The sequence below is a fragment of the Mesorhizobium sp. B2-2-4 genome (assembly GCF_006442375.1).
In the GTDB taxonomy this organism is placed as follows: Bacteria; Pseudomonadota; Alphaproteobacteria; order Rhizobiales; family Rhizobiaceae; genus Mesorhizobium.
The window spans coordinates 403,769-420,072 of the sequence record NZ_VFWB01000002.1 but is presented as its reverse complement, the minus strand read 5'-3'; the positions used below and the strand labels follow the sequence as shown (position 1 = coordinate 420,072).

Here is a 16,304-nt window from a genome sequence, read left to right as displayed (position 1 = left end):
GGCTCCCTCATCGATTTTCTCAGCCTTCCGGCAGTGGAATGAACTCTTTCTCGTCGCCGGGAACGATGTCGAAGCGGCCGGTCTTCCATTCTTGCTTGGCCTGCTCGATGCGCTCCTTGGAGGACGAGACGAAATTCCACCAGATGTAGCGCTTCGAGCCCAGCGAGGCGCCGCCGAACAGCATGAAATGGGCACCGGCCTGTGAGGATACGACGATCTCGTCGCCGGGCCGGAACACCAGCAGCCGTTCGGCCGGAAACACGTCGCCGGAAATCGAGACCTCGCCTTCCAGCGTGTAGATGGCGCGTTCTTCCGCGTCGGCAGGGATTTTCACGCTGGCGCCGGGCGCCAGCCTGAGGTCGGCGTAGAGCGTCTCGGAATCGGCTCGCACCGGGGAACGCAGCCCCTGAAAATCGCCTATAACGATGCGGCCGCTGACGCCTTCCGCGTCGATGTCGGGAAGCCTCGCGACAGCGGTGTTTTCGAAAACCGGCGCCACTTCCTCCTTGCCGTCCGGCAGCGCCAACCATGTCTGCAGCCCCGAGATCGACATCGGCGCGCCGCGCAGTTCTTCCGGCGTGCGCTCCGAATGGACGATGCCGCGGCCGGCGGTCATCAGGTTCACGTCACCCGGCTCGATCACCATCTCGGTGCCGAGCGAATCGCGATGCCTGATCCTGCCGTCGAACAGGTAGGTGACCGTCGACAGGCCGATATGAGGATGCGGCCGGACGTCGAGCGCCTGACCGGCACGCAGGATGGCCGGGCCCATGCGGTCGAAGAAGATGAAGGGACCGACCAGCCGCCTTTTGGCGGTCGGCAAGGCGCGGCGAACCTGAAAACCGCCAATGTCCTTGGCGTTCGGAATGACCATCAATTCGATCTGGTCGCTGGCAAAGGCATCGCCGGCTTCAGGATCCTTCCCGGGAAAGAAGCTCATGAACTCTCCTTGTCAGCGGCCGATGGCTGCTTTGGCCAGATCAGGCAAAGCGGATCGCCGCCTTCGCCCGCAGCTTGGCCGCAACCTCCTCGCGATTGCGCGGATGCTGGTTGGTTTCAAGCGAATCGAGAAGCTCGCGCGCCGACGCCGCGATGGCCTCGACGGCATGGTCGAATGCGTGCTGGTTCTGCTTCGAAGGCCGCGTCGTTCCGCTCAGCTTGCGAACGAATTGAAGGGCTGCATCGCGCACCTCGTCGTTGGTCGCCGGCGGATCAAAATTGAACAGGGTCTTGATGTTTCTGCACATCGCTTCCGTATCTCCTCTTGTCCTGGAGCCGTTTCAATCGGGACGCGTTCTATCCTCAATCATGATCGTGTCAAAAACCAGAGAGACGGCTGCGTGCCTCAATCCGCGTCCAGCGGCTCCGTCCCGACCGGCTTGCCGTCGCGGGACAGCCTGATCTTCTCCACCTTGTCCTCGGCCGCCTTGAGCAGCCGGTCGCAATGCACCTTCAGCGCCTCGCCGCGCTCGTAGATCCTGATCGACTGGTCGAGCGGCACATCGCCACGCTCCAGATCATCGACGATCTTCTCCAGCGCGTCGAGAGCCTGTTCGAAGCTCATCGCCTTGACGTCTTCGTTGGTTTCACCAGCCATCATTCATCCTTTCATCAGTCGCCCGACATGGGCGGCGACCGAAAATGCCAATCCTTGCAGATCGTAGCCGCCCTCGAGCAGGCTGACGAGCCGGTTGCCGCTGTGGCGCGCCGCGCGCTGCATGAGTTGGCCGGTCGCCCAGTCGAAATCATCCTCGGTCAGGTTGATCTCGGCCAGCGGGTCGCGATGATGCGCATCGAAGCCGGCCGAAATGATGATCAGGTTGGGTGCAAAATTGTCGAGCGAGGGCAGCACGCGCGACAGGAAGGCATCGCGGAACGCCTCGCTGCCGGTCTGCGGCGCAAGCGGCGCGTTGACGATGTTGCCGGCGCCGGTTTCGTTCTTTGCTCCGGTGCCCGGGTAGAGCGGCATCTGGTGCGTCGAGCAATAAAGCACGGACGGATCGTCCCAGAAAATATCCTGCGTGCCGTTGCCGTGATGCACGTCCCAGTCGACGATGGCGACGCGTTCGATATCGTGTTTGCGCTGTGCATAACGTGCGGCGATGGCCGCCGTGTTGAACAGGCAGAAGCCCATCGCCGTCGCTTTCTCCGCATGATGGCCGGGCGGCCGGGCGGCGACGAAAACGTTGTCTGCCCTGCCGGCAAAGACGTCGTCGACGGCGGCGTTGGCGGCTCCGATCGCGGTGATCGCCGCCTGCCAGCTCTTCGGGCTGGCCGTTGTGTCGGCATCGATGCGGGCGATGCCCGTCTCGGGAATGGCGGCGCGTACCCGCTCGACGAAATCCTCGGGATGCGCGTAGAGAATGGTGGCCTCATCGCCTTGTGGCGCCTCGAGGCGGTCGAGCGCGGCAAAAGCCTCGTCGTCGAGCACGCGCTCAATGGCGCGCAAGCGGTCCGGCCGCTCCGGATGGCCGGGTGGCGTGATGTGCTCGAGGAAGATCGGATGGGTGTAGAGACGAGTGGCCATGCTCCCTATCTAGTGCCCTGGCGCGGCGATGGCCATGCGTTGCGGCCTGATGGTTGGGGAAAATCGCGCTTGCGTCCGTTCGCGTCGCCACGGGGATTGGCGGCGCAGGGCCTTCGTCGTAAAGTCCCGGCCACTGCCTGGTGCCCGCCGCGAGCGGGAGAATCGGGAACACGGTTTGATACCGTGGCGTGCCCAACGCTGTAAGGGGGACCGCGCCGGTAAATGCCACTGTCGATGACGGGAAGGCGCCGGATGCGGGTTGATCCCGAGCCAGAAGACCGGCCTGGCAGGCATCGTCATCCGCATGGTCAGGCGGACGGCAGTTGATTGCAATCGCAAGGGGACAAGCGATGCCGGACAATATGACCATCCCCGTGGGTGACGGATTCGACCAGATGGCGCGCGATGCGGTCTACCGCGCCATGTTCACGCGGCGCGATGTCCGCAGCCATTTTACATCAGAGGCCGTCGACGACGAGGTCTTGGCGCGGCTGCTGCTTGCCGCCCATCACGCGCCATCGGTCGGCTTCATGCAGCCATGGAATTTCATCGTCATTCGTGGCACCGAACGACGGGAACAGGTGCGCGACCTGTTCCTCGCGGCGCGCGAGCAGGAATTGCCGGCGATCGAGGAAGAGCGGCGGGCGCTCTACCGCAAGCTCAAGCTGGAAGGCATCTGCGAAAGCGCGCTCAATATCTGTATCACCTGCGACCGCCGACGCTCACAGGGTTCGCCGCTGGGACGCTGGCACAATCCCGAGATGGATCTCTACAGCACGGTCTGCGCGGTGCAGAATTTCTGGCTGGCGGCGCGCGCCGAAGGCGTCGGCGTCGGCTGGGTCAGCATTATCGAGGCGCAGGCGTTGAAAGGCCTTCTGTCGATTCCCGAGCATGTGACGCCGGTGGCCTATCTCTGTGTCGGCCGTGTCTCGGAGTTCGCGCCGAAACCGGACCTCGAAACACATGGCTGGGGGCGGCGGCGGCCGCTGCCCGAGCTGATCATGAGCGAGACGTTTTGCGGACAGGGCGAAGTTCCGCTCAAATCAACGATCGCACGCCTCAAGGCGGCAACATGCGAAAAGTCTGACAAACTCTTGATTTGATTGCCGATACGGCATGCCCAGAGCTGCCGGCGGCCTGCCGTCGTCAGGCGGCTCCGGCATCCTTCCTCAACAATCCTTCGAGCAGTTGCTTGAATGCCGCCACCACGGTCTTCGACGTCGCTTCCGGGTCGTTCGAATTGGCGATCCGCTGCGCCGCCTGGCTGCTCGCCCCGTTGATCAGCCGTGCCGCGGTCTCGGGGTCTACGCCCGGGACAACCACCCCGTCGCCCTGCAGCGTCGTCAGGTGATCGGTCATCGACGCGACGCAGGCATTGGCGTTCGGCCATTGCGCGGGATCCCCCAGCACGGCCGGACCGTCCCGAAACATGATGCGCTGGATTTCCGGCTCCAGCGCCATTTCGATGTAGCTCGTGCATTCGTCGACGAAGCTTTGCCAGCGGGTCGGTGCTTTCGCTGCAACCTCATTCACCCGTGCCGCCATCTCGGCGTCTATCTCGGCGATAACCGCCTGCAAAAGCCCCTTCTTGTCCCCGAAATGATGATAGAGCGCACCGCGCGTCAGCCCGGCCGATGCGGTGAAATCATCCATCGATGCCTCGGCATAACCAATCGTTCCGAACGCATGCCGGGCCGCGGCAATCAATTTGGCGCGCGTTTCGGCGATCATTTCCCTGCGGGGCTTGTGCATCTCTTCTGGCCTTATCCACATACGTCACGTATGCCAATTGACATACGCGACGTATGATCTATTTAGTATTCATACGCATCGTATGTAATTTCCGAATCGCCTTTTGTCGAGGAACGGACCATGCAGAACCCCTATTCCGAGATCTTTCGAGCCCCTGGCGCCAAGGGCTTTGCCGCTGCAGGCTTCATGGCGCGCCTGCCGATCGCCATGGCGCCGATCGGCATCGTGGCGATGCTGTCGCAGACGCGTGGCGAATACTGGCTGGCGGGTGCCGTCTCGGCGACATTCGCGCTGGCCAACGCTTTCCTGGCGCCGCAGATCTCCAGGCTGGTCGACCGCCTCGGCCAGACATGGATCGTCGTGCCCACCACCATCATCTCCGTGCTGGCATTCCTGCTGCTGATTGCGTCGGCCAACCAGGATTGGCCGGTATGGACATCGTTCGTGTCGGCGCTGCTGGCAGCGGCCATGCCCAGCATGCCGGCAATGGTGCGCGCGCGCTGGACCGAGCTTTTTCGCGGCCGGCCGGAGATGAACACCGCCTTCGCCTTCGAATCGGCGGCCGACGAACTGGTCTATATCGCCGGCGCGGCGCTGTCGGTGGGCCTCAGTGCGGCGCTGTTTCCGGAAGCAGGCATGCTGGCGAGCACGTTGTTTCTCGCTTTGGGCTCGATAGCATTCATCCTGCAGCGATCGACCGAGCCGAAAGTGCGGCCGGTGGACCATGGTTCGACTGGCTCGGCAATCCGCCTGCGGCCGGTACAGATCATCACCTTCGCCCTAATCTTCATCGGCGCGACCTTCGCGACGACGGAAGTGAGCACCGTGGCGATCACCAAGCAGTTCGGCCAAGCCGGTGCCGCGAGCCTGGTGATCGGCGTCTATGCGCTGGGATCGTTCGTGTTGGGCATCGTGGTCGGCGCGCTCAACCTCAAGACGCCGCTACAGCGCCAGCTGACCGTCGCGGTCGCCATCATCGCAGTCAGCACGATTTTGCCGCTCACCGCCGACAGCGTGCCGATTTTGGCGCTGACCGTCTTCATCAGCGGCGTGGCGATCTCGCCGACTTTCATCACGGCATTCGGCCTGATCGAACGGCATGTGCCGGAAGCGATGCTGACCGAGGGCATTACCTGGGTGACAACGGGAATCGGCATCGGCATGGCGCTGGGCTCTTTCGCCGCCGGCGCGGTGGTGGATGCGTTCGGCGCCCAGAACGGGTTCTGGGTCTCGGTGGTCGCGGGCGGCATCGCGCTGGTCACGGTGCTGCTCGGCCAGCGCAGTCTTGCCACTCACAAATGCGAGTTGGATGGGTGTGAAGCGGCCGTCGCTGCCGCGGAATGAACCATGACGCGTCCGGTTCAGCGGGTCGGACGCTATTGCCGCCGTCGAACCTAGAGAATCTCGGTCTTGGCGATGTGGATGCCAAAACCTTCGAGGCCGACATAGTGGCGCTCGCGCGAGGCGATCAAATTGATCGAGGAAATGCCGAGATCCTTCAGGATCTGAGCACCGAGCCCGATCTCGCGCCATTCATTCTCGCGGCGGCGCGCCTCTTCGTGGTCCTCCCGGTCGCCGCTCGCCGGCCGGTTGCGCTCCTGGTGGGCGACACCGACCGAGCCCTCGCGCAGATAGACGATGACGCCGCGCTTGCGCTCGCCCATCGCCTTCATGATGGCGTCCAGCCGGTGGCTGGTGCCGAAGACGTCGGTCACCACGTCCTCGGAGTGCAGACGCACAGGCACCTCTTCTCCGTCGCGGATGTCGCCGAAGACGACGGCGACATGGTGCATGGAATCCCAGGGCAGCGTGTAGGTGAAGACCTGCGCCTTGCCGCCGAGCGTGTCGATCTCGGAGCATGCCACGCGTTCGACCAGTGTTTCCTTGCGTTGCCGATAGGCGATGAGGTCGGCGACCGAGACCTGCTTGAGGCCGTGCTCCTCGGCAAAAGCCGCGACCTGCGGGCCGCGCTTGACGGTGCCGTCATCATTGACCAGTTCCGAGATCACGCCGATCGGCGGCAGGCCGGCGAGCTTGCACAGATCGACGGCCGCCTCGGTATGGCCCGAACGCATAAGCACGCCGCCTTCGCGCGCGATGAGCGGGAAGATGTGGCCGGGGCGGACGAAATCGGAGGCGCCGACATTGCCGTTGGCGAGATTGCGCACGGTCAGCGTGCGGTCGTCAGCTGAAATGCCAGTCGTGGTGCCGTGCTTGAAATCGACGCTAACCGTGAAGGCGGTGGTGTGCGCCGAATCATTGTCGGCGACCATCGGCGCAAGGTTGAGGCGCTTGGCCTCCTCGCGCGGCATCGGCGTGCAGACGATGCCCGAAGTGTTGCGCACGATGAAGGCCATCTTTTCCGGCGTGCAATGGACGGCGGCGACGATCAGGTCGCCCTCGTTCTCGCGTCCGTCATCATCCATGACGACGACGATCTCGCCGCGCTCGAAGGCCCGGATTGCTTCGACGATCTTCTTCTGGTCGTAAGACATGGAATGCTCGCTTCGCTCGCAAGGGAGTAGGGGAATAGGGCGGTAAGGGAGTAGGGGAAAGGAAAAATTGCTCGTCTCGCGGGCAGCTTAACATACTGCCCTACTGCCCTACTGCCCTACTGCCTTCCTTACCTGTCTGTCCTCGGTGCCGCAGATAATGGTCGGCGATTGCGCAGGCAACCATCGCCTCGCCGATCGGTACGGCGCGAATGCCCACACACGGATCATGGCGACCCTTGGTCATCACTTCGACGTCGTTGCCGTCCTTGTCGATCGACTTCCGGGGCGTCAGGATTGAAGACGTCGGCTTGACGGCGAAGCGGGCGATGATCGCCTGGCCGGTCGAGATGCCGCCAAGGATGCCGCCGGCATTGTTGGACAGGAACACCGGCTGGCCGTCATTGCCGATGCGCATCTCGTCGGCATTCTGTTCGCCGGTGATGCGGGCGGCCTCGAAGCCGTTGCCGATCTCGACGCCCTTGACGGCGTTGATCGACATCAGGCCTGACGCGATATCCTGGTCGAGCTTTGCGTAGATCGGCGCGCCGAGGCCGGCCGGAACGCCGTCGGCGACGATCTCGATCACGGCGCCGACGGAGGAACCCGCCTTGCGGATGCCGTCGAGATAGCTCGTGAAAACGGGAACGGACGCCGGATCCGGCGTGAAGAACGGATTGTCCGCGTCGCCAATGAAATTCCAGTTCCAGTTGGCGCGGTCGATCGACTTCTCGCCCATCGATACCAGTGCACCGCGCACCACCATGCCCGGCACGACCTTGCGGGCGAGGGCTCCGGCGGCGACCCGAGCCGCGGTCTCGCGCGCCGAGGATCGGCCGCCGCCGCGATAGTCGCGCACGCCGTATTTGACGTCATAGGTGTAGTCCGCATGGCCCGGCCTGTACTGGCGGGCGATCTCTCCATAGTCCTTCGAGCGCTGGTCGACATTCTCGATCAGCATGGAGATCGGCGTACCTGTCGTGATCATCGTCTCGCCGTCATCGTCAAGGATGAAGCCCGACAGCACCTTCACTTCGTCAGGCTCACGGCGCTGCGTGACGAAGCGCGACTGGCCGGGCCGGCGCTTGTCGAGTTCGGCCTGGATTTCGTCACGCGTGAAGCGGATGCCGGGTGGGCAGCCGTCGACCACGCAGCCCAATGCGGCCCCATGGCTTTCGCCCCAGGTGGTGACGCGGAAAAGATGGCCGAACGTGTTGTGAGACATCGCAAAGTGCCTTGCCCGGCATCGGAGCCGACTGAAGCCTGCCTTCTATTGGCGTTTTCCACAGGGGTCAAACCGTGATCTTCGGATTTAGTTTTGACACATTCGATTGGTTTCTGCTCTGCTCCATTCGCCGTTGAGGATCCGCCGCTACTCATGCCGGCGCAATACCAAAGAGGACGATGATGCGTACCCTGATTGGCGCTGTTGCCGCCACATTCCTGCTTTGCACCGCCGCTTTCGCCGGGCAGACCGAAGGCCTGATCAAGAAGATCGACAAGGACGCGCTGACCCTGACGCTGGACGACGGCAAATCCTACAAGCTGAACGCGGAAACCGATCTCGACGCGCTGAAGCCCGGCATGGACATCGTCATCGCCTATGACGTGACCAATGGCGAAAACGTGGTCACCGATATGCAGTTGCCTGACAGCGACTCCGACTAGGCTTCCAATGCAAATCGGCTGTTCGGCGTTTGTTGAGCCGTTACAGCCGTTTTATGCACCCCGCAACCGGCAGCCTGCATGAGCCTTCCTGGATCGTGCCGGGTCCCTAAAGCCACCCCAGGCTGTCGCCTTCCAGCTTGAGCACGCGGTCCTGCGGTATCGCCAGCTTCGCCGCATCGTTCTCGGCCATGTCAAGCACGAAGCGAAACAAGGTGCGCATGACGCCGCCATGCGTCACGCAGACTGTCTGGCGCTCGAGCGCGTCGAACCACGGCTTTACCCGTTCGAGCAGCATCTGGTAGCTCTCGGCATCTTTGCCCGGCGGCTGAAAGTTCCATTTGTCCAGCGCACGCGTCCTGCTCGCACCCGGAAATTGCGTCTCCAGCTCGGCAAAGGTGAAACCCTGCCAGTCGCCGAAATTCACTTCAACAAGGCGGGGGTCGGTCCCATAGGCAGCCGGGTCGAGCTTCATGGCGGCGCGAATGCGCTCCATGGTCTCGCGCGTGCGCCGCATCGGGCTGGCGACGAAATCGAACTCTGCTGGATTGGAGATCAGGTCAGCCAGCCGATGCCCGTTTGCGCTCGCCTGCTCGCGGCCGAGCGCGTTGATGTCGGTATCGGCCTGCCCCTGAAGCCGGAATTCGGCATTCCACGCGGTCTGGCCGTGGCGCACGATATAAACCAGCGGGTACATCAGGTCTTCCGGAGGTCGGGCCAGGGCCTGGGCGGAGGATAGGCGGAGGGAGTTAATCCTTGACCGTCGAAATATCGGGTGCGTCAACCGCCTTCATGCCGACGACGTGATAGCCGGAATCGACATGATGCACTTCGCCGGTGACGCCGCGCGACAGGTCGGACAGGAAATAGACGCCGGAATCGCCGACCTCTTCCTGGGTGACCGTCTGCTTCAGCGGCGAATTGTATTCGTTCCACTTCAGGATGTAGCGGAAGTCACCGATGCCGGAAGCGGCCAGCGTCTTGATCGGGCCCGCCGAGATCGCGTTGACGCGGATCTTCTTGGCCCCGAGATCGACGGCGAGGTAGCGCACGCTGGCCTCGAGTGCGGCCTTGGCGACGCCCATGACGTTGTAATGCGGCATCACCTTTTCGGCGCCGTAATAGGTCAGCGTCAAAAGCGAACCGCCATCGGTCATCAGCGCCTCGGCGCGCTTGGCGATGGTGGTGAAGGAATAGACCGAAATGTCCATCGTGCGCAGGAAATTATCGCGCGTCGTCTCGACATAGCGGCCGGTCAGTTCGTCCTTGTCGGAAAAAGCGATGGCATGGACGAGGAAGTCGAGCTTGCCCCAATGATTGGCGACATTGGCGAAAACCTCGTCGAGGCTCGCCGGATCAGTTACATCGCAATGGCCGGCGACAAAGGCGCCGAGTTCCGCGGCCAGTGGCTCGACCCGCTTCTTGAACGCTTCACCCTGATAGGTCAGCGCGATCTCGGCGCCGTGGTCGACGCATGCCTTGGCGATGCCGTAGGCGATCGACCTGTTGTTGGCGACGCCGAGGATCAGGCCGCGTTTGCCGGCCATCAGGCCCTGTCCACCCGCCATATGCGTGCTCTCCGCAAGATTTCTTATTTGTGGAGAGCCCTATCGCACAGGCACAGAGCCCCTTCAAGCGCTCAAACGGGACAGTTCGGGGACAAGAGCCGCCAATCAGCCTTTTTGGCTGCGCAACAGCCCTTCGAGCGCGCTGTCGCCGCCTTCTGGCAGCATGATGCGCACATGGGCGTAGAGATCACCGTGGCCGCCGGCCTTTTCCGGCAGGCCCCTGCCCTTCAGGCGCAGGACCTTGTCCGAACTCGACCAGGCGGGAACGTTGACCGCGAGCTTGCCGGTCGGCGTTTCTACGGCCACCTTGGCGCCAAGCACGGCATCGGCCAGCCCCACCGGCAAATCGGCATGCAGGTCGCGGCCCTCCAGGCGGTAGCGCGGATGCCGGCGGAAGCGGATCTTGACCAACGCGTCGCCGGGCTGGCCCGGCCCTTGCTCGCCCTGCCCCTTCAGCCGGATGGTCTGCCCGTCCTCGACATAGGCCGGCAGCTTGACCGCCACCTTGCGGCCGTCAGGGAACATCGCCGTGACCTTTTCAGCGTTCGCCGCTTCCTCGATGGTAACGTCGAGCGTGACATTGAGGTCGGGGGCGGTTGCCGGCTGGCGGCGGTCACCCATTCCTGCCCCGCTTTGGCCGGGGCCGCGCGAGCCGGAGAAGACGTCGCCAAAAATCTGGCTGAAGATATCGCTGTTGCCATCGAACGGATCGCCGCCAGGGCGTCCGGAGCGGAACTCGAATCGCGAACCGCCGGCTCCCTGCTGCTGGCGGCGAAAACCGGCGAAGGGGTCACCGCCACCGGGGGCGCCCTCGAAGCCCTGGAAACGCGGCTTGCCGTCGGCGTCGATCTCGCCCCGATCGAAAGCGGCGCGGGTCTTCTCGTCCCCGACGATCTCATAGGCCTGATTGGCCGCGGCAAAACGGTCCTTCGCCTTGGGATCATTCGGATTCTGGTCCGGATGATGCTTCTTGGCGAGTTTGCGGTACGCCGATTTTATGTCCTTGGCCGATGCGTTCTTTGCAACGCCCAGCACCTCATAGGGGTCGCGCATGCTTCCTGCCCTGGAGAAAGAGTGAGTCCATAGTCGCCTCTTATATGCGCTCGCATAGGAAGAAATTCCAGTGCTGGACGTTATTCAAAGGTGGAAGCTCAAAGCGCCCTGAAGTCCTGCATGCGCCAGCCGCCGGCGCTGGCCAGGCAAAGTTCGCCCGCGAACATGGCAACGCCGTCAAAGCTTTCGCGCGAAGCCTTGAAGCGGCGGCAGGTCTGACCCCCATCCTTCAATTCCGCCAGTTCGGTGATGGAGCCGCGCGAACCCGTACCGGCATTGGCCCACGGCACGGCTTGACCGCCGAGCTGCTCGATGTCGGCGGAGGACACCGCGTTGCCGATCGTCGTCTGGTCGGAATCGCGGTCCGAATCGGCCGACGCGGCTGGAGCCGAAATGCTGCCGGTCAGGATCGAGCGATCGACCTCGGCTTTTTGCAGGCTGAAGCCGCCCGCGCCACATGCGGCAAGCGGCAAGGCAATCATCACGATCGCGGCTTTGGCGCTGGCTGAAGCAAATAGGCTGCCTTGCCTGCTGTCAAAAGCTTGCGCGATACGCGACAATCGGCAACCTCCCCTGTTTGATGAAAATTTGAGAAAAACTATGAGTGAGACTGAGTTAACAAGCGGTGACTTTACCGAGGCCGCCGAGCCGTTTCGCCTTTTTGCCGCATGGCTGGACGACGCCACCAAAAGCGAAATGAACGACCCCAACGGCGTGGCGTTGGCAACCGTCGATGCCGAGGGCATGCCGGATGTGCGGATGGTGCTGCTCAAGGGCTTCGATGAGAGCGGCTTTGTGTTCTACACGAATTTCGAAAGCGCCAAGGGCCGGGAGATCCTAGGCAGCATGAAGGCGGCGATGTGCTTCCACTGGAAATCGCTGCGCCGCCAGGTGCGCGTGCGCGGGCCGGTGGAGATCGTCAGCGATGCCGAGGCCGACGCCTATTACGCGACACGGCCGCGCGGCAGCCGCATCGGCGCCTGGGCCTCGAAACAGTCGCGGCCGCTGGAAAGCCGGTTCGCGCTGGAAAAGGCGGTGGCCGAATACACGGCCCGCTACGCCATCGGCGAGATTCCGCGCCCAAAACACTGGTCGGGTTTCCGCATCGTGCCGAAGACGATCGAGTTCTGGCACGACAGGCCGTTTCGGCTGCATGACCGCGTGGTGTTTTCGCGCAATGCCGGGGGCGGTTGGGAGAAGACGCGGCTTTATCCCTGAGTTTGTAAACTAGCGCCGACATCCTCACTGCGCCTAGCCCGGGCTGGCCAGTGGCGACCGAGGCACGCGGGATAGGTCGGCGCTCCACCCCACCCGACCCTGCGGGCCGACCTCCCCATCTAAGGGAGGCGGGGGCCGAACTATTTTTTTCTGGTCATGAATGCCGTCAGTGCAGCGCGGGCTTCGTCCGATTTCAGCCGCTCGCGAAAATGCTCGCTTTCCACGTTGATGCGGGCGACGAGGTCCTCGCGAGAGCCGCGCATCAGGTCGCGCGCGATCCTGAGCGCCTGCGGCGGCTTGGCGGCGATCTGGCCGGCGGCCGCCAGAACCGACGCCTCCAGCGCTCCTTCCTCGACAACTTCGTAGATCAGACCAGCGGCCTTGGCGCGTTCGGCCGAGAAGCCTTCGCCAAGGCCGAGCAGCGCGAACGCGCCCTGCTGGCCCAGGATGCGCGGCGCCAGCAGGCTCGATCCCGCTTCGGGCACAAGGCCGAGGTCGACGAAGGGTGTCCTGAACACGGTGCGCGGCGTGGCGAAGGTCAGGTCGCAGTGCAAATTGAGCGTGGTGCCGATGCCGACCGCGATGCCGTCGACACCGGAGACGATGGGTTTTGCGACCCTGGCCAGCGCCATCAGGAAATCCCAGACTTCCGTGCCGCCTTCGCCGCCAGTGGCGACGACCATGAAATCGGCGAGGTCGTTGCCGGAGGAGAAGGCACCGGGCACGCCGAGAAAGACATGGACGCGAATTGCCGGATCCGCATCCCCTTCGGCCAAGGTTTGCGACATCTTGGCGTACATGGCGCGCGTCAGCGCGTTCTTCTTGTCCGGGCGGTTTATGCGGATGATCTGGATGGCGCCCTGGCGCTCGACGAGGATATGGTCTGTCACGGTTCTTTCCTTGTGAACGTCAGGCGGAAATCAATGTCTTGCCGGCAGCGGCGAGGCTTGCGGCGCCGTCGACAACGCGCTCCTTCAAGGCACTTGTCTCGCCGAGCAGGTTTTCGGCGAAAAAGCGGCAAAGGGCGACGCGGCCGTGATCGGCAACGGCGCCCCGCGCCAAGTAGGCGCCGCCGGCTGCAAGCGAGACCAGCCGGAGATAGGGTGTCGCGCCGGCAAGCGCCTCGCCAGTCCGGCCATCGGCCGACAGTTTTTGCAGGAAACGTGTCGCTTGCGTCAGATCGTCGAGCCCGCGGTCGAGAGCATCGGCCGTATGGCCAAACCCTTCGAGATTCGATGTCCGCACGGCGCCGGCGACAGCGGCAAGCTCGGCGATGAAGCCGTGCACATGCTCGCCGCCGCCCAGCGGCAGTTTTCGGGTCACCAGATCGATCGCCTGGATGCCGTTGGTGCCCTCGTAGATCGGCGCGATGCGGGCGTCGCGATAGAGTGCCGCAGCCCCCGTCTCCTCGATGAAACCCATGCCGCCATGGACCTGGACGCCAAGCGAGGCGACCTCGACGCCGATATCGGTGGAAAAAGCCTTGGCAAGCGGCGTCAACAGGTTGGCCCGGTCGCGCCAATGCGCCGCCTGGTCACCAGACGATACGCGCGCCAGGTCGATGGCATGGGCACAGGAATAGCTGATCGCCCGCGCGATCTGCGTCAGCGCCTTCATGGTCAGGAGATTGCGCTGCACGTCGGGGTGATGGACGATCGGCGCCATGCCGGCGCCGGCGTAATCCGCCGCCTTGCCCTGGCGGCGCTCATTGGCATAGGCGATCGCCTTCTGGGTCGCGGCTTCCGCGACCGCCACGCCCTGCATCCCGACGGCGAGGCGGGCATTGTTCATCATGGTGAACATGCAGGCCAGCCCCTTGTTCTCCTCGCCGATCAGCCATCCGATGGCGCCGGGCTTGGCGCCCTGAAAACCGTCGCCATAGATCATGGTGCAGGTCGGCGAGGCATGGATGCCGAGCTTGTGCTCGAGGCCCGAACAGAAGACGTCGTTGCGTGCGCCAGGCGAGCCGTCCGCGCCGACCAGGAATTTCGGCACCAGGAAGAGCGAGATGCCGCGCGTGCCCGCAGGCGCGTCAGGCAGCCGCGCCAGTACCAGATGGACGATATTGTCGGTGAGATCATGCTCGCCATAGGTGATGAATATCTTCTGGCCGAAGATGCGGTAGGTGCCGTCGCGGGCCGGTTCGGCGCGCGTGCGCAAGGCAGCGAGGTCCGAGCCGGCCTGCGGCTCAGTCAGGTTCATCGTGCCCATCCACTCGCCGGAGACGAGCTTTGCGAGATACTTGGCCTTGAGCTCTTCCGAAGCGTGCTTGTCGAGCGCCTCGACCGCACCCATGGTCAGCGTCGGGCCAATGCCGAAGGCCATGGCGGCGGAATTCCACATTTCGAGCGCGGCGACGCCGAGCATGGTCGGAAGCGCCTGCCCGCCATATCCTTCCGGGCCGGAGAGCGCGTTCCAGCCGCCGTCGATCCAGCGGCGATAAAGTTCCTTCCAGCCCGGCGGCATGGTCACTGCCGCGTCCTTCAGCACCGCGCCGTGCTCGTCGCCGATCTTGTAGAGCGGCGCGACCTCTTCGGTGGCGAAGCGGCCGGCCTCGCTAAGAACGGCGTCGACGAGATCCTCGCCGAGATCGCCGAACGTGCCGTCATCGAGGGCAGGCTTCAGGCCGGCCACATGCTTGAGGGTGAACGCGATGTCCTCGACCGGTGCCAGATACATGCCGCTCGCTCCTCCTGATGCATCGGCCAGGCTGATCCTAGGACCTGAGTGGGACCTGCTTGCCACACACCGTATTCGCCTTTGGGCGATCGCCCATCTTCTTTTTACGTAAACGTCAAATTTTGTCACGCTGATTTTGTAATCGCGCCGGCTCGTATTAAATGCGATGGACGCCGGGTCAAAATCGACCGGCAACAGACCAGAACCAGCCGACTGGAAACCAACTCATGCTTGCCAGACCTGACGCCTACCGTTGTATCGAGTGCGGCCTGCCCTACCGGGCGGCGGGGTTCTCATACTATCACGGTGAATTGGAAAACGGCGCCGCCTATTGGTCGGATCGCGGTATATTGTGCTCGCCGAAATGCTCGCTCGCCCATCATCGCAAACGCGCGGCCGAAGGCACGCTGCCGCAACAGCCCGCGCCGGATCCGTTTGAAGTTCAGCCATTCGGCCGCGCTGACCGTCGCACTTGATATGTATTCCCGTACATACCGTGCTAGAGGTGATCGAAATGACAAACCAACTGACCCGTACCTCCCGTCTCGAAGCTCGGATATCCCCGGATATGCTGAGTGTGGTGAAACGTACCGCCGAAATCCAGGGCCGCAGCGTCAGCGACTTCGTGGTCTCCGCAGCGCAGGAAGCTGCACAACGCACCATTGAGGAGATCGCTATCATCCGCCTGTCCATCGAGGATCAGCTCGCTCTGGTAGAGGCCATTCTCAATCCGCCCGAACCTAATGAAGCGCTGCGCAAAGCCGCCGACGCCTACAAGCGAGTTGTCGTCGAATCCCGGTGAGTCTAGGCTTGATCATCGAGCCGCTGGGCGGATCGTATGATCGTAAGGCATTCAGCTGTGGCGTGCTGGCACTCGGCCAATATCTACACGAGTTGGCAAGCCAGGACGTCAAACGCCGAGTTAGCAACTGCTTTGTCGCCGCGGACCGTGATGTCGATCTCATTGCCGGATACTACACTCTTGCAGCGTCAAGTGTGCCCATCACTTCTCTGCCGGAAGACCTGACAAGACGCCTACCGCGTTACCCGGTCCTGCCCGCCATATTGATCGGAAGGTTGGCAGTCGATACCCGATATCAGGGACAAAGAGTAGGATCGATACTGATCGTGGATGCACTTCGGCGCTGCGCCCAAGCTGCTCCTGCTTCCTTCGCACTGATCGTCGACGCAAAGGACGACATGGCCGCCGCCTTCTATTGCAAATATGGTTTCAGGCCATTTCAAGACCGGCGGTTGTCGCTGTTCCTATCAGTAGCGACGGCATTGAAGCTGTTCGGCTGACGGACCGCATTGCCTTGAAAGCGAATCCTTAACCATAGCGGTCCAGGA

At 63.1% G+C, this 16,304-nt stretch carries 20 protein-coding genes and 1 riboswitch; of the genes, 7 read left to right on the top strand and 13 right to left on the bottom strand.

Annotated elements, in window-relative coordinates:
• Window positions 1–19: 19 nt before the first annotated feature.
• The 4 genes from FJ959_RS07120 to FJ959_RS07105 form a co-directional block, all read right to left on the bottom strand.
• Entirely contained in the window at window positions 20–940 is a 921-nt protein-coding gene (locus FJ959_RS07120; protein ID WP_140629231.1) for a pirin family protein, read from the bottom strand.
• Between the two features lie 40 nt (window positions 941–980).
• Window positions 981–1,247 (bottom strand): DUF2277 domain-containing protein, encoded by a 267-nt coding sequence (locus FJ959_RS07115; RefSeq protein WP_010914875.1) that lies wholly within the window; start codon window positions 1,245–1,247, stop codon window positions 981–983.
• A gap of 98 nt (window positions 1,248–1,345) precedes the next feature.
• Entirely contained in the window at window positions 1,346–1,597 is a 252-nt protein-coding gene (locus FJ959_RS07110; RefSeq protein WP_140498064.1) for an exodeoxyribonuclease VII small subunit, read from the bottom strand.
• 3 nt (window positions 1,598–1,600) lie between these two features.
• Window positions 1,601–2,527, bottom strand: coding sequence for a histone deacetylase family protein (locus tag FJ959_RS07105; RefSeq protein WP_140629229.1), 927 nt, complete (start codon window positions 2,525–2,527; stop codon window positions 1,601–1,603).
• A gap of 121 nt (window positions 2,528–2,648) precedes the next feature.
• Window positions 2,649–2,829: riboswitch (cobalamin riboswitch) on the top strand.
• Window positions 2,830–2,877: 48 nt separating this feature from the next.
• Here FJ959_RS07105 and bluB point away from each other — a divergent pair.
• Window positions 2,878–3,630, top strand: coding sequence for a 5,6-dimethylbenzimidazole synthase (bluB, locus tag FJ959_RS07100; protein WP_140629227.1), 753 nt, complete (start codon window positions 2,878–2,880; stop codon window positions 3,628–3,630).
• A gap of 43 nt (window positions 3,631–3,673) precedes the next feature.
• On the opposite strand, the gene FJ959_RS07095 is transcribed toward bluB, so the two are convergent.
• Window positions 3,674–4,279: a TetR/AcrR family transcriptional regulator gene (locus tag FJ959_RS07095; protein ID WP_140498058.1), complete on the bottom strand. Its 606-nt coding sequence runs from the start codon at window positions 4,277–4,279 to the stop codon at window positions 3,674–3,676.
• A 120-nt stretch (window positions 4,280–4,399) separates the two neighbouring features.
• On the opposite strand from FJ959_RS07095, the gene FJ959_RS07090 reads away from it, so the two are divergent.
• A complete protein-coding gene (locus FJ959_RS07090; RefSeq protein ID WP_140629225.1) occupies window positions 4,400–5,623 on the top strand; it encodes an MFS transporter in 1,224 nt (407 codons plus the stop codon).
• Between the two features lie 50 nt (window positions 5,624–5,673).
• Here the strand turns inward: FJ959_RS07090 and ribB are convergent, their stop codons facing one another.
• Window positions 5,674–6,774 carry a 3,4-dihydroxy-2-butanone-4-phosphate synthase gene (gene ribB / locus FJ959_RS07085; RefSeq protein WP_140514808.1) on the bottom strand — a complete coding sequence of 367 codons (1,101 nt, stop codon included), beginning with the start codon at window positions 6,772–6,774 and terminating at the stop codon, window positions 5,674–5,676.
• 100 nt (window positions 6,775–6,874) lie between these two features.
• Window positions 6,875–7,996, bottom strand: a complete 1,122-nt coding sequence (gene aroC / locus FJ959_RS07080; RefSeq protein WP_140520814.1) for a chorismate synthase — start codon at window positions 7,994–7,996, stop codon at window positions 6,875–6,877.
• Window positions 7,997–8,178: 182 nt separating this feature from the next.
• On the opposite strand from aroC, the gene FJ959_RS07075 reads away from it, so the two are divergent.
• Window positions 8,179–8,439: a DUF1344 domain-containing protein gene (locus FJ959_RS07075; RefSeq protein WP_140498049.1), complete on the top strand. Its 261-nt coding sequence runs from the start codon at window positions 8,179–8,181 to the stop codon at window positions 8,437–8,439.
• A gap of 106 nt (window positions 8,440–8,545) precedes the next feature.
• On the opposite strand, the gene FJ959_RS07070 is transcribed toward FJ959_RS07075, so the two are convergent.
• The 4 genes from FJ959_RS07070 to FJ959_RS07055 all read right to left on the bottom strand — a co-directional run bounded on the left by FJ959_RS07070 (window position 8,546) and on the right by FJ959_RS07055 (window position 11,617).
• Window positions 8,546–9,133 (bottom strand): histidine phosphatase family protein, encoded by a 588-nt coding sequence (locus tag FJ959_RS07070; RefSeq protein WP_140559375.1) that lies wholly within the window; start codon window positions 9,131–9,133, stop codon window positions 8,546–8,548.
• Window positions 9,134–9,185: 52 nt separating this feature from the next.
• A complete protein-coding gene (gene fabI, locus FJ959_RS07065) occupies window positions 9,186–10,004 on the bottom strand; it encodes an enoyl-ACP reductase FabI (RefSeq protein WP_140498045.1) in 819 nt (272 codons plus the stop codon).
• A gap of 105 nt (window positions 10,005–10,109) precedes the next feature.
• The gene (locus FJ959_RS07060) at window positions 10,110–11,057 is read right to left on the bottom strand and encodes a DnaJ C-terminal domain-containing protein (RefSeq protein ID WP_140629224.1); all 948 of its coding nucleotides are present in this window, start codon (window positions 11,055–11,057) and stop codon (window positions 10,110–10,112) included.
• A 98-nt stretch (window positions 11,058–11,155) separates the two neighbouring features.
• Window positions 11,156–11,617: an RT0821/Lpp0805 family surface protein gene (locus FJ959_RS07055; protein WP_140498041.1), complete on the bottom strand. Its 462-nt coding sequence runs from the start codon at window positions 11,615–11,617 to the stop codon at window positions 11,156–11,158.
• Between the two features lie 40 nt (window positions 11,618–11,657).
• On the opposite strand from FJ959_RS07055, the gene pdxH reads away from it, so the two are divergent.
• A complete protein-coding gene (gene pdxH / locus FJ959_RS07050; RefSeq protein WP_140498039.1) occupies window positions 11,658–12,275 on the top strand; it encodes a pyridoxamine 5'-phosphate oxidase in 618 nt (205 codons plus the stop codon).
• Between the two features lie 140 nt (window positions 12,276–12,415).
• On the opposite strand, the gene FJ959_RS07045 is transcribed toward pdxH, so the two are convergent.
• Window positions 12,416–13,165 (bottom strand): crotonase/enoyl-CoA hydratase family protein, encoded by a 750-nt coding sequence (locus FJ959_RS07045; protein ID WP_140520816.1) that lies wholly within the window; start codon window positions 13,163–13,165, stop codon window positions 12,416–12,418.
• Window positions 13,166–13,184: 19 nt separating this feature from the next.
• Window positions 13,185–14,954: an acyl-CoA dehydrogenase gene (locus tag FJ959_RS07040; RefSeq protein WP_140629223.1), complete on the bottom strand. Its 1,770-nt coding sequence runs from the start codon at window positions 14,952–14,954 to the stop codon at window positions 13,185–13,187.
• A 227-nt stretch (window positions 14,955–15,181) separates the two neighbouring features.
• Here FJ959_RS07040 and FJ959_RS32075 point away from each other — a divergent pair, with 227 nt between their 5' ends.
• From FJ959_RS32075 to FJ959_RS07025, 3 genes are read left to right on the top strand one after another with little or no spacing between them, the layout of a single operon-like run.
• Window positions 15,182–15,430 carry a hypothetical protein gene (locus FJ959_RS32075; RefSeq protein ID WP_140498033.1) on the top strand — a complete coding sequence of 83 codons (249 nt, stop codon included), beginning with the start codon at window positions 15,182–15,184 and terminating at the stop codon, window positions 15,428–15,430.
• Between the two features lie 38 nt (window positions 15,431–15,468).
• Window positions 15,469–15,756, top strand: coding sequence for a DUF1778 domain-containing protein (locus FJ959_RS07030; protein ID WP_140629222.1), 288 nt, complete (start codon window positions 15,469–15,471; stop codon window positions 15,754–15,756).
• 8 nt (window positions 15,757–15,764) lie between these two features.
• Complete coding sequence (locus FJ959_RS07025) at window positions 15,765–16,256, top strand: GNAT family N-acetyltransferase (RefSeq protein ID WP_224705014.1); 492 nt, start codon at window positions 15,765–15,767, stop codon at window positions 16,254–16,256.
• Window positions 16,257–16,304: the final 48 nt, after the last annotated feature.

Coding starts and splice junctions, on each gene's coding strand:
- FJ959_RS07120 (WP_140629231.1), bottom strand. CDS start 940: ATGAGCTTCTTTCCCGGGAAGGATCCTGAAGCCGGCGATGCCTTTGCC.
- FJ959_RS07115 (WP_010914875.1), bottom strand. CDS start 1,247: ATGTGCAGAAACATCAAGACCCTGTTCAATTTTGATCCGCCGGCGACC.
- FJ959_RS07110 (WP_140498064.1), bottom strand. CDS start 1,597: ATGGCTGGTGAAACCAACGAAGACGTCAAGGCGATGAGCTTCGAACAG.
- FJ959_RS07105 (WP_140629229.1), bottom strand. CDS start 2,527: ATGGCCACTCGTCTCTACACCCATCCGATCTTCCTCGAGCACATCACG.
- bluB (WP_140629227.1), top strand. CDS start 2,878: ATGCCGGACAATATGACCATCCCCGTGGGTGACGGATTCGACCAGATG.
- FJ959_RS07095 (WP_140498058.1), bottom strand. CDS start 4,279: ATGCACAAGCCCCGCAGGGAAATGATCGCCGAAACGCGCGCCAAATTG.
- FJ959_RS07090 (WP_140629225.1), top strand. CDS start 4,400: ATGCAGAACCCCTATTCCGAGATCTTTCGAGCCCCTGGCGCCAAGGGC.
- ribB (WP_140514808.1), bottom strand. CDS start 6,774: ATGTCTTACGACCAGAAGAAGATCGTCGAAGCAATCCGGGCCTTCGAG.
- aroC (WP_140520814.1), bottom strand. CDS start 7,996: ATGTCTCACAACACGTTCGGCCATCTTTTCCGCGTCACCACCTGGGGC.
- FJ959_RS07075 (WP_140498049.1), top strand. CDS start 8,179: ATGCGTACCCTGATTGGCGCTGTTGCCGCCACATTCCTGCTTTGCACC.
- FJ959_RS07070 (WP_140559375.1), bottom strand. CDS start 9,133: ATGTACCCGCTGGTTTATATCGTGCGCCACGGCCAGACCGCGTGGAAT.
- fabI (WP_140498045.1), bottom strand. CDS start 10,004: ATGGCGGGTGGACAGGGCCTGATGGCCGGCAAACGCGGCCTGATCCTC.
- FJ959_RS07060 (WP_140629224.1), bottom strand. CDS start 11,057: ATGCGCGACCCCTATGAGGTGCTGGGCGTTGCAAAGAACGCATCGGCC.
- pdxH (WP_140498039.1), top strand. CDS start 11,658: ATGAGTGAGACTGAGTTAACAAGCGGTGACTTTACCGAGGCCGCCGAG.
- FJ959_RS07040 (WP_140629223.1), bottom strand. CDS start 14,954: ATGTATCTGGCACCGGTCGAGGACATCGCGTTCACCCTCAAGCATGTG.
- FJ959_RS32075 (WP_140498033.1), top strand. CDS start 15,182: ATGCTTGCCAGACCTGACGCCTACCGTTGTATCGAGTGCGGCCTGCCC.
- FJ959_RS07030 (WP_140629222.1), top strand. CDS start 15,469: ATGACAAACCAACTGACCCGTACCTCCCGTCTCGAAGCTCGGATATCC.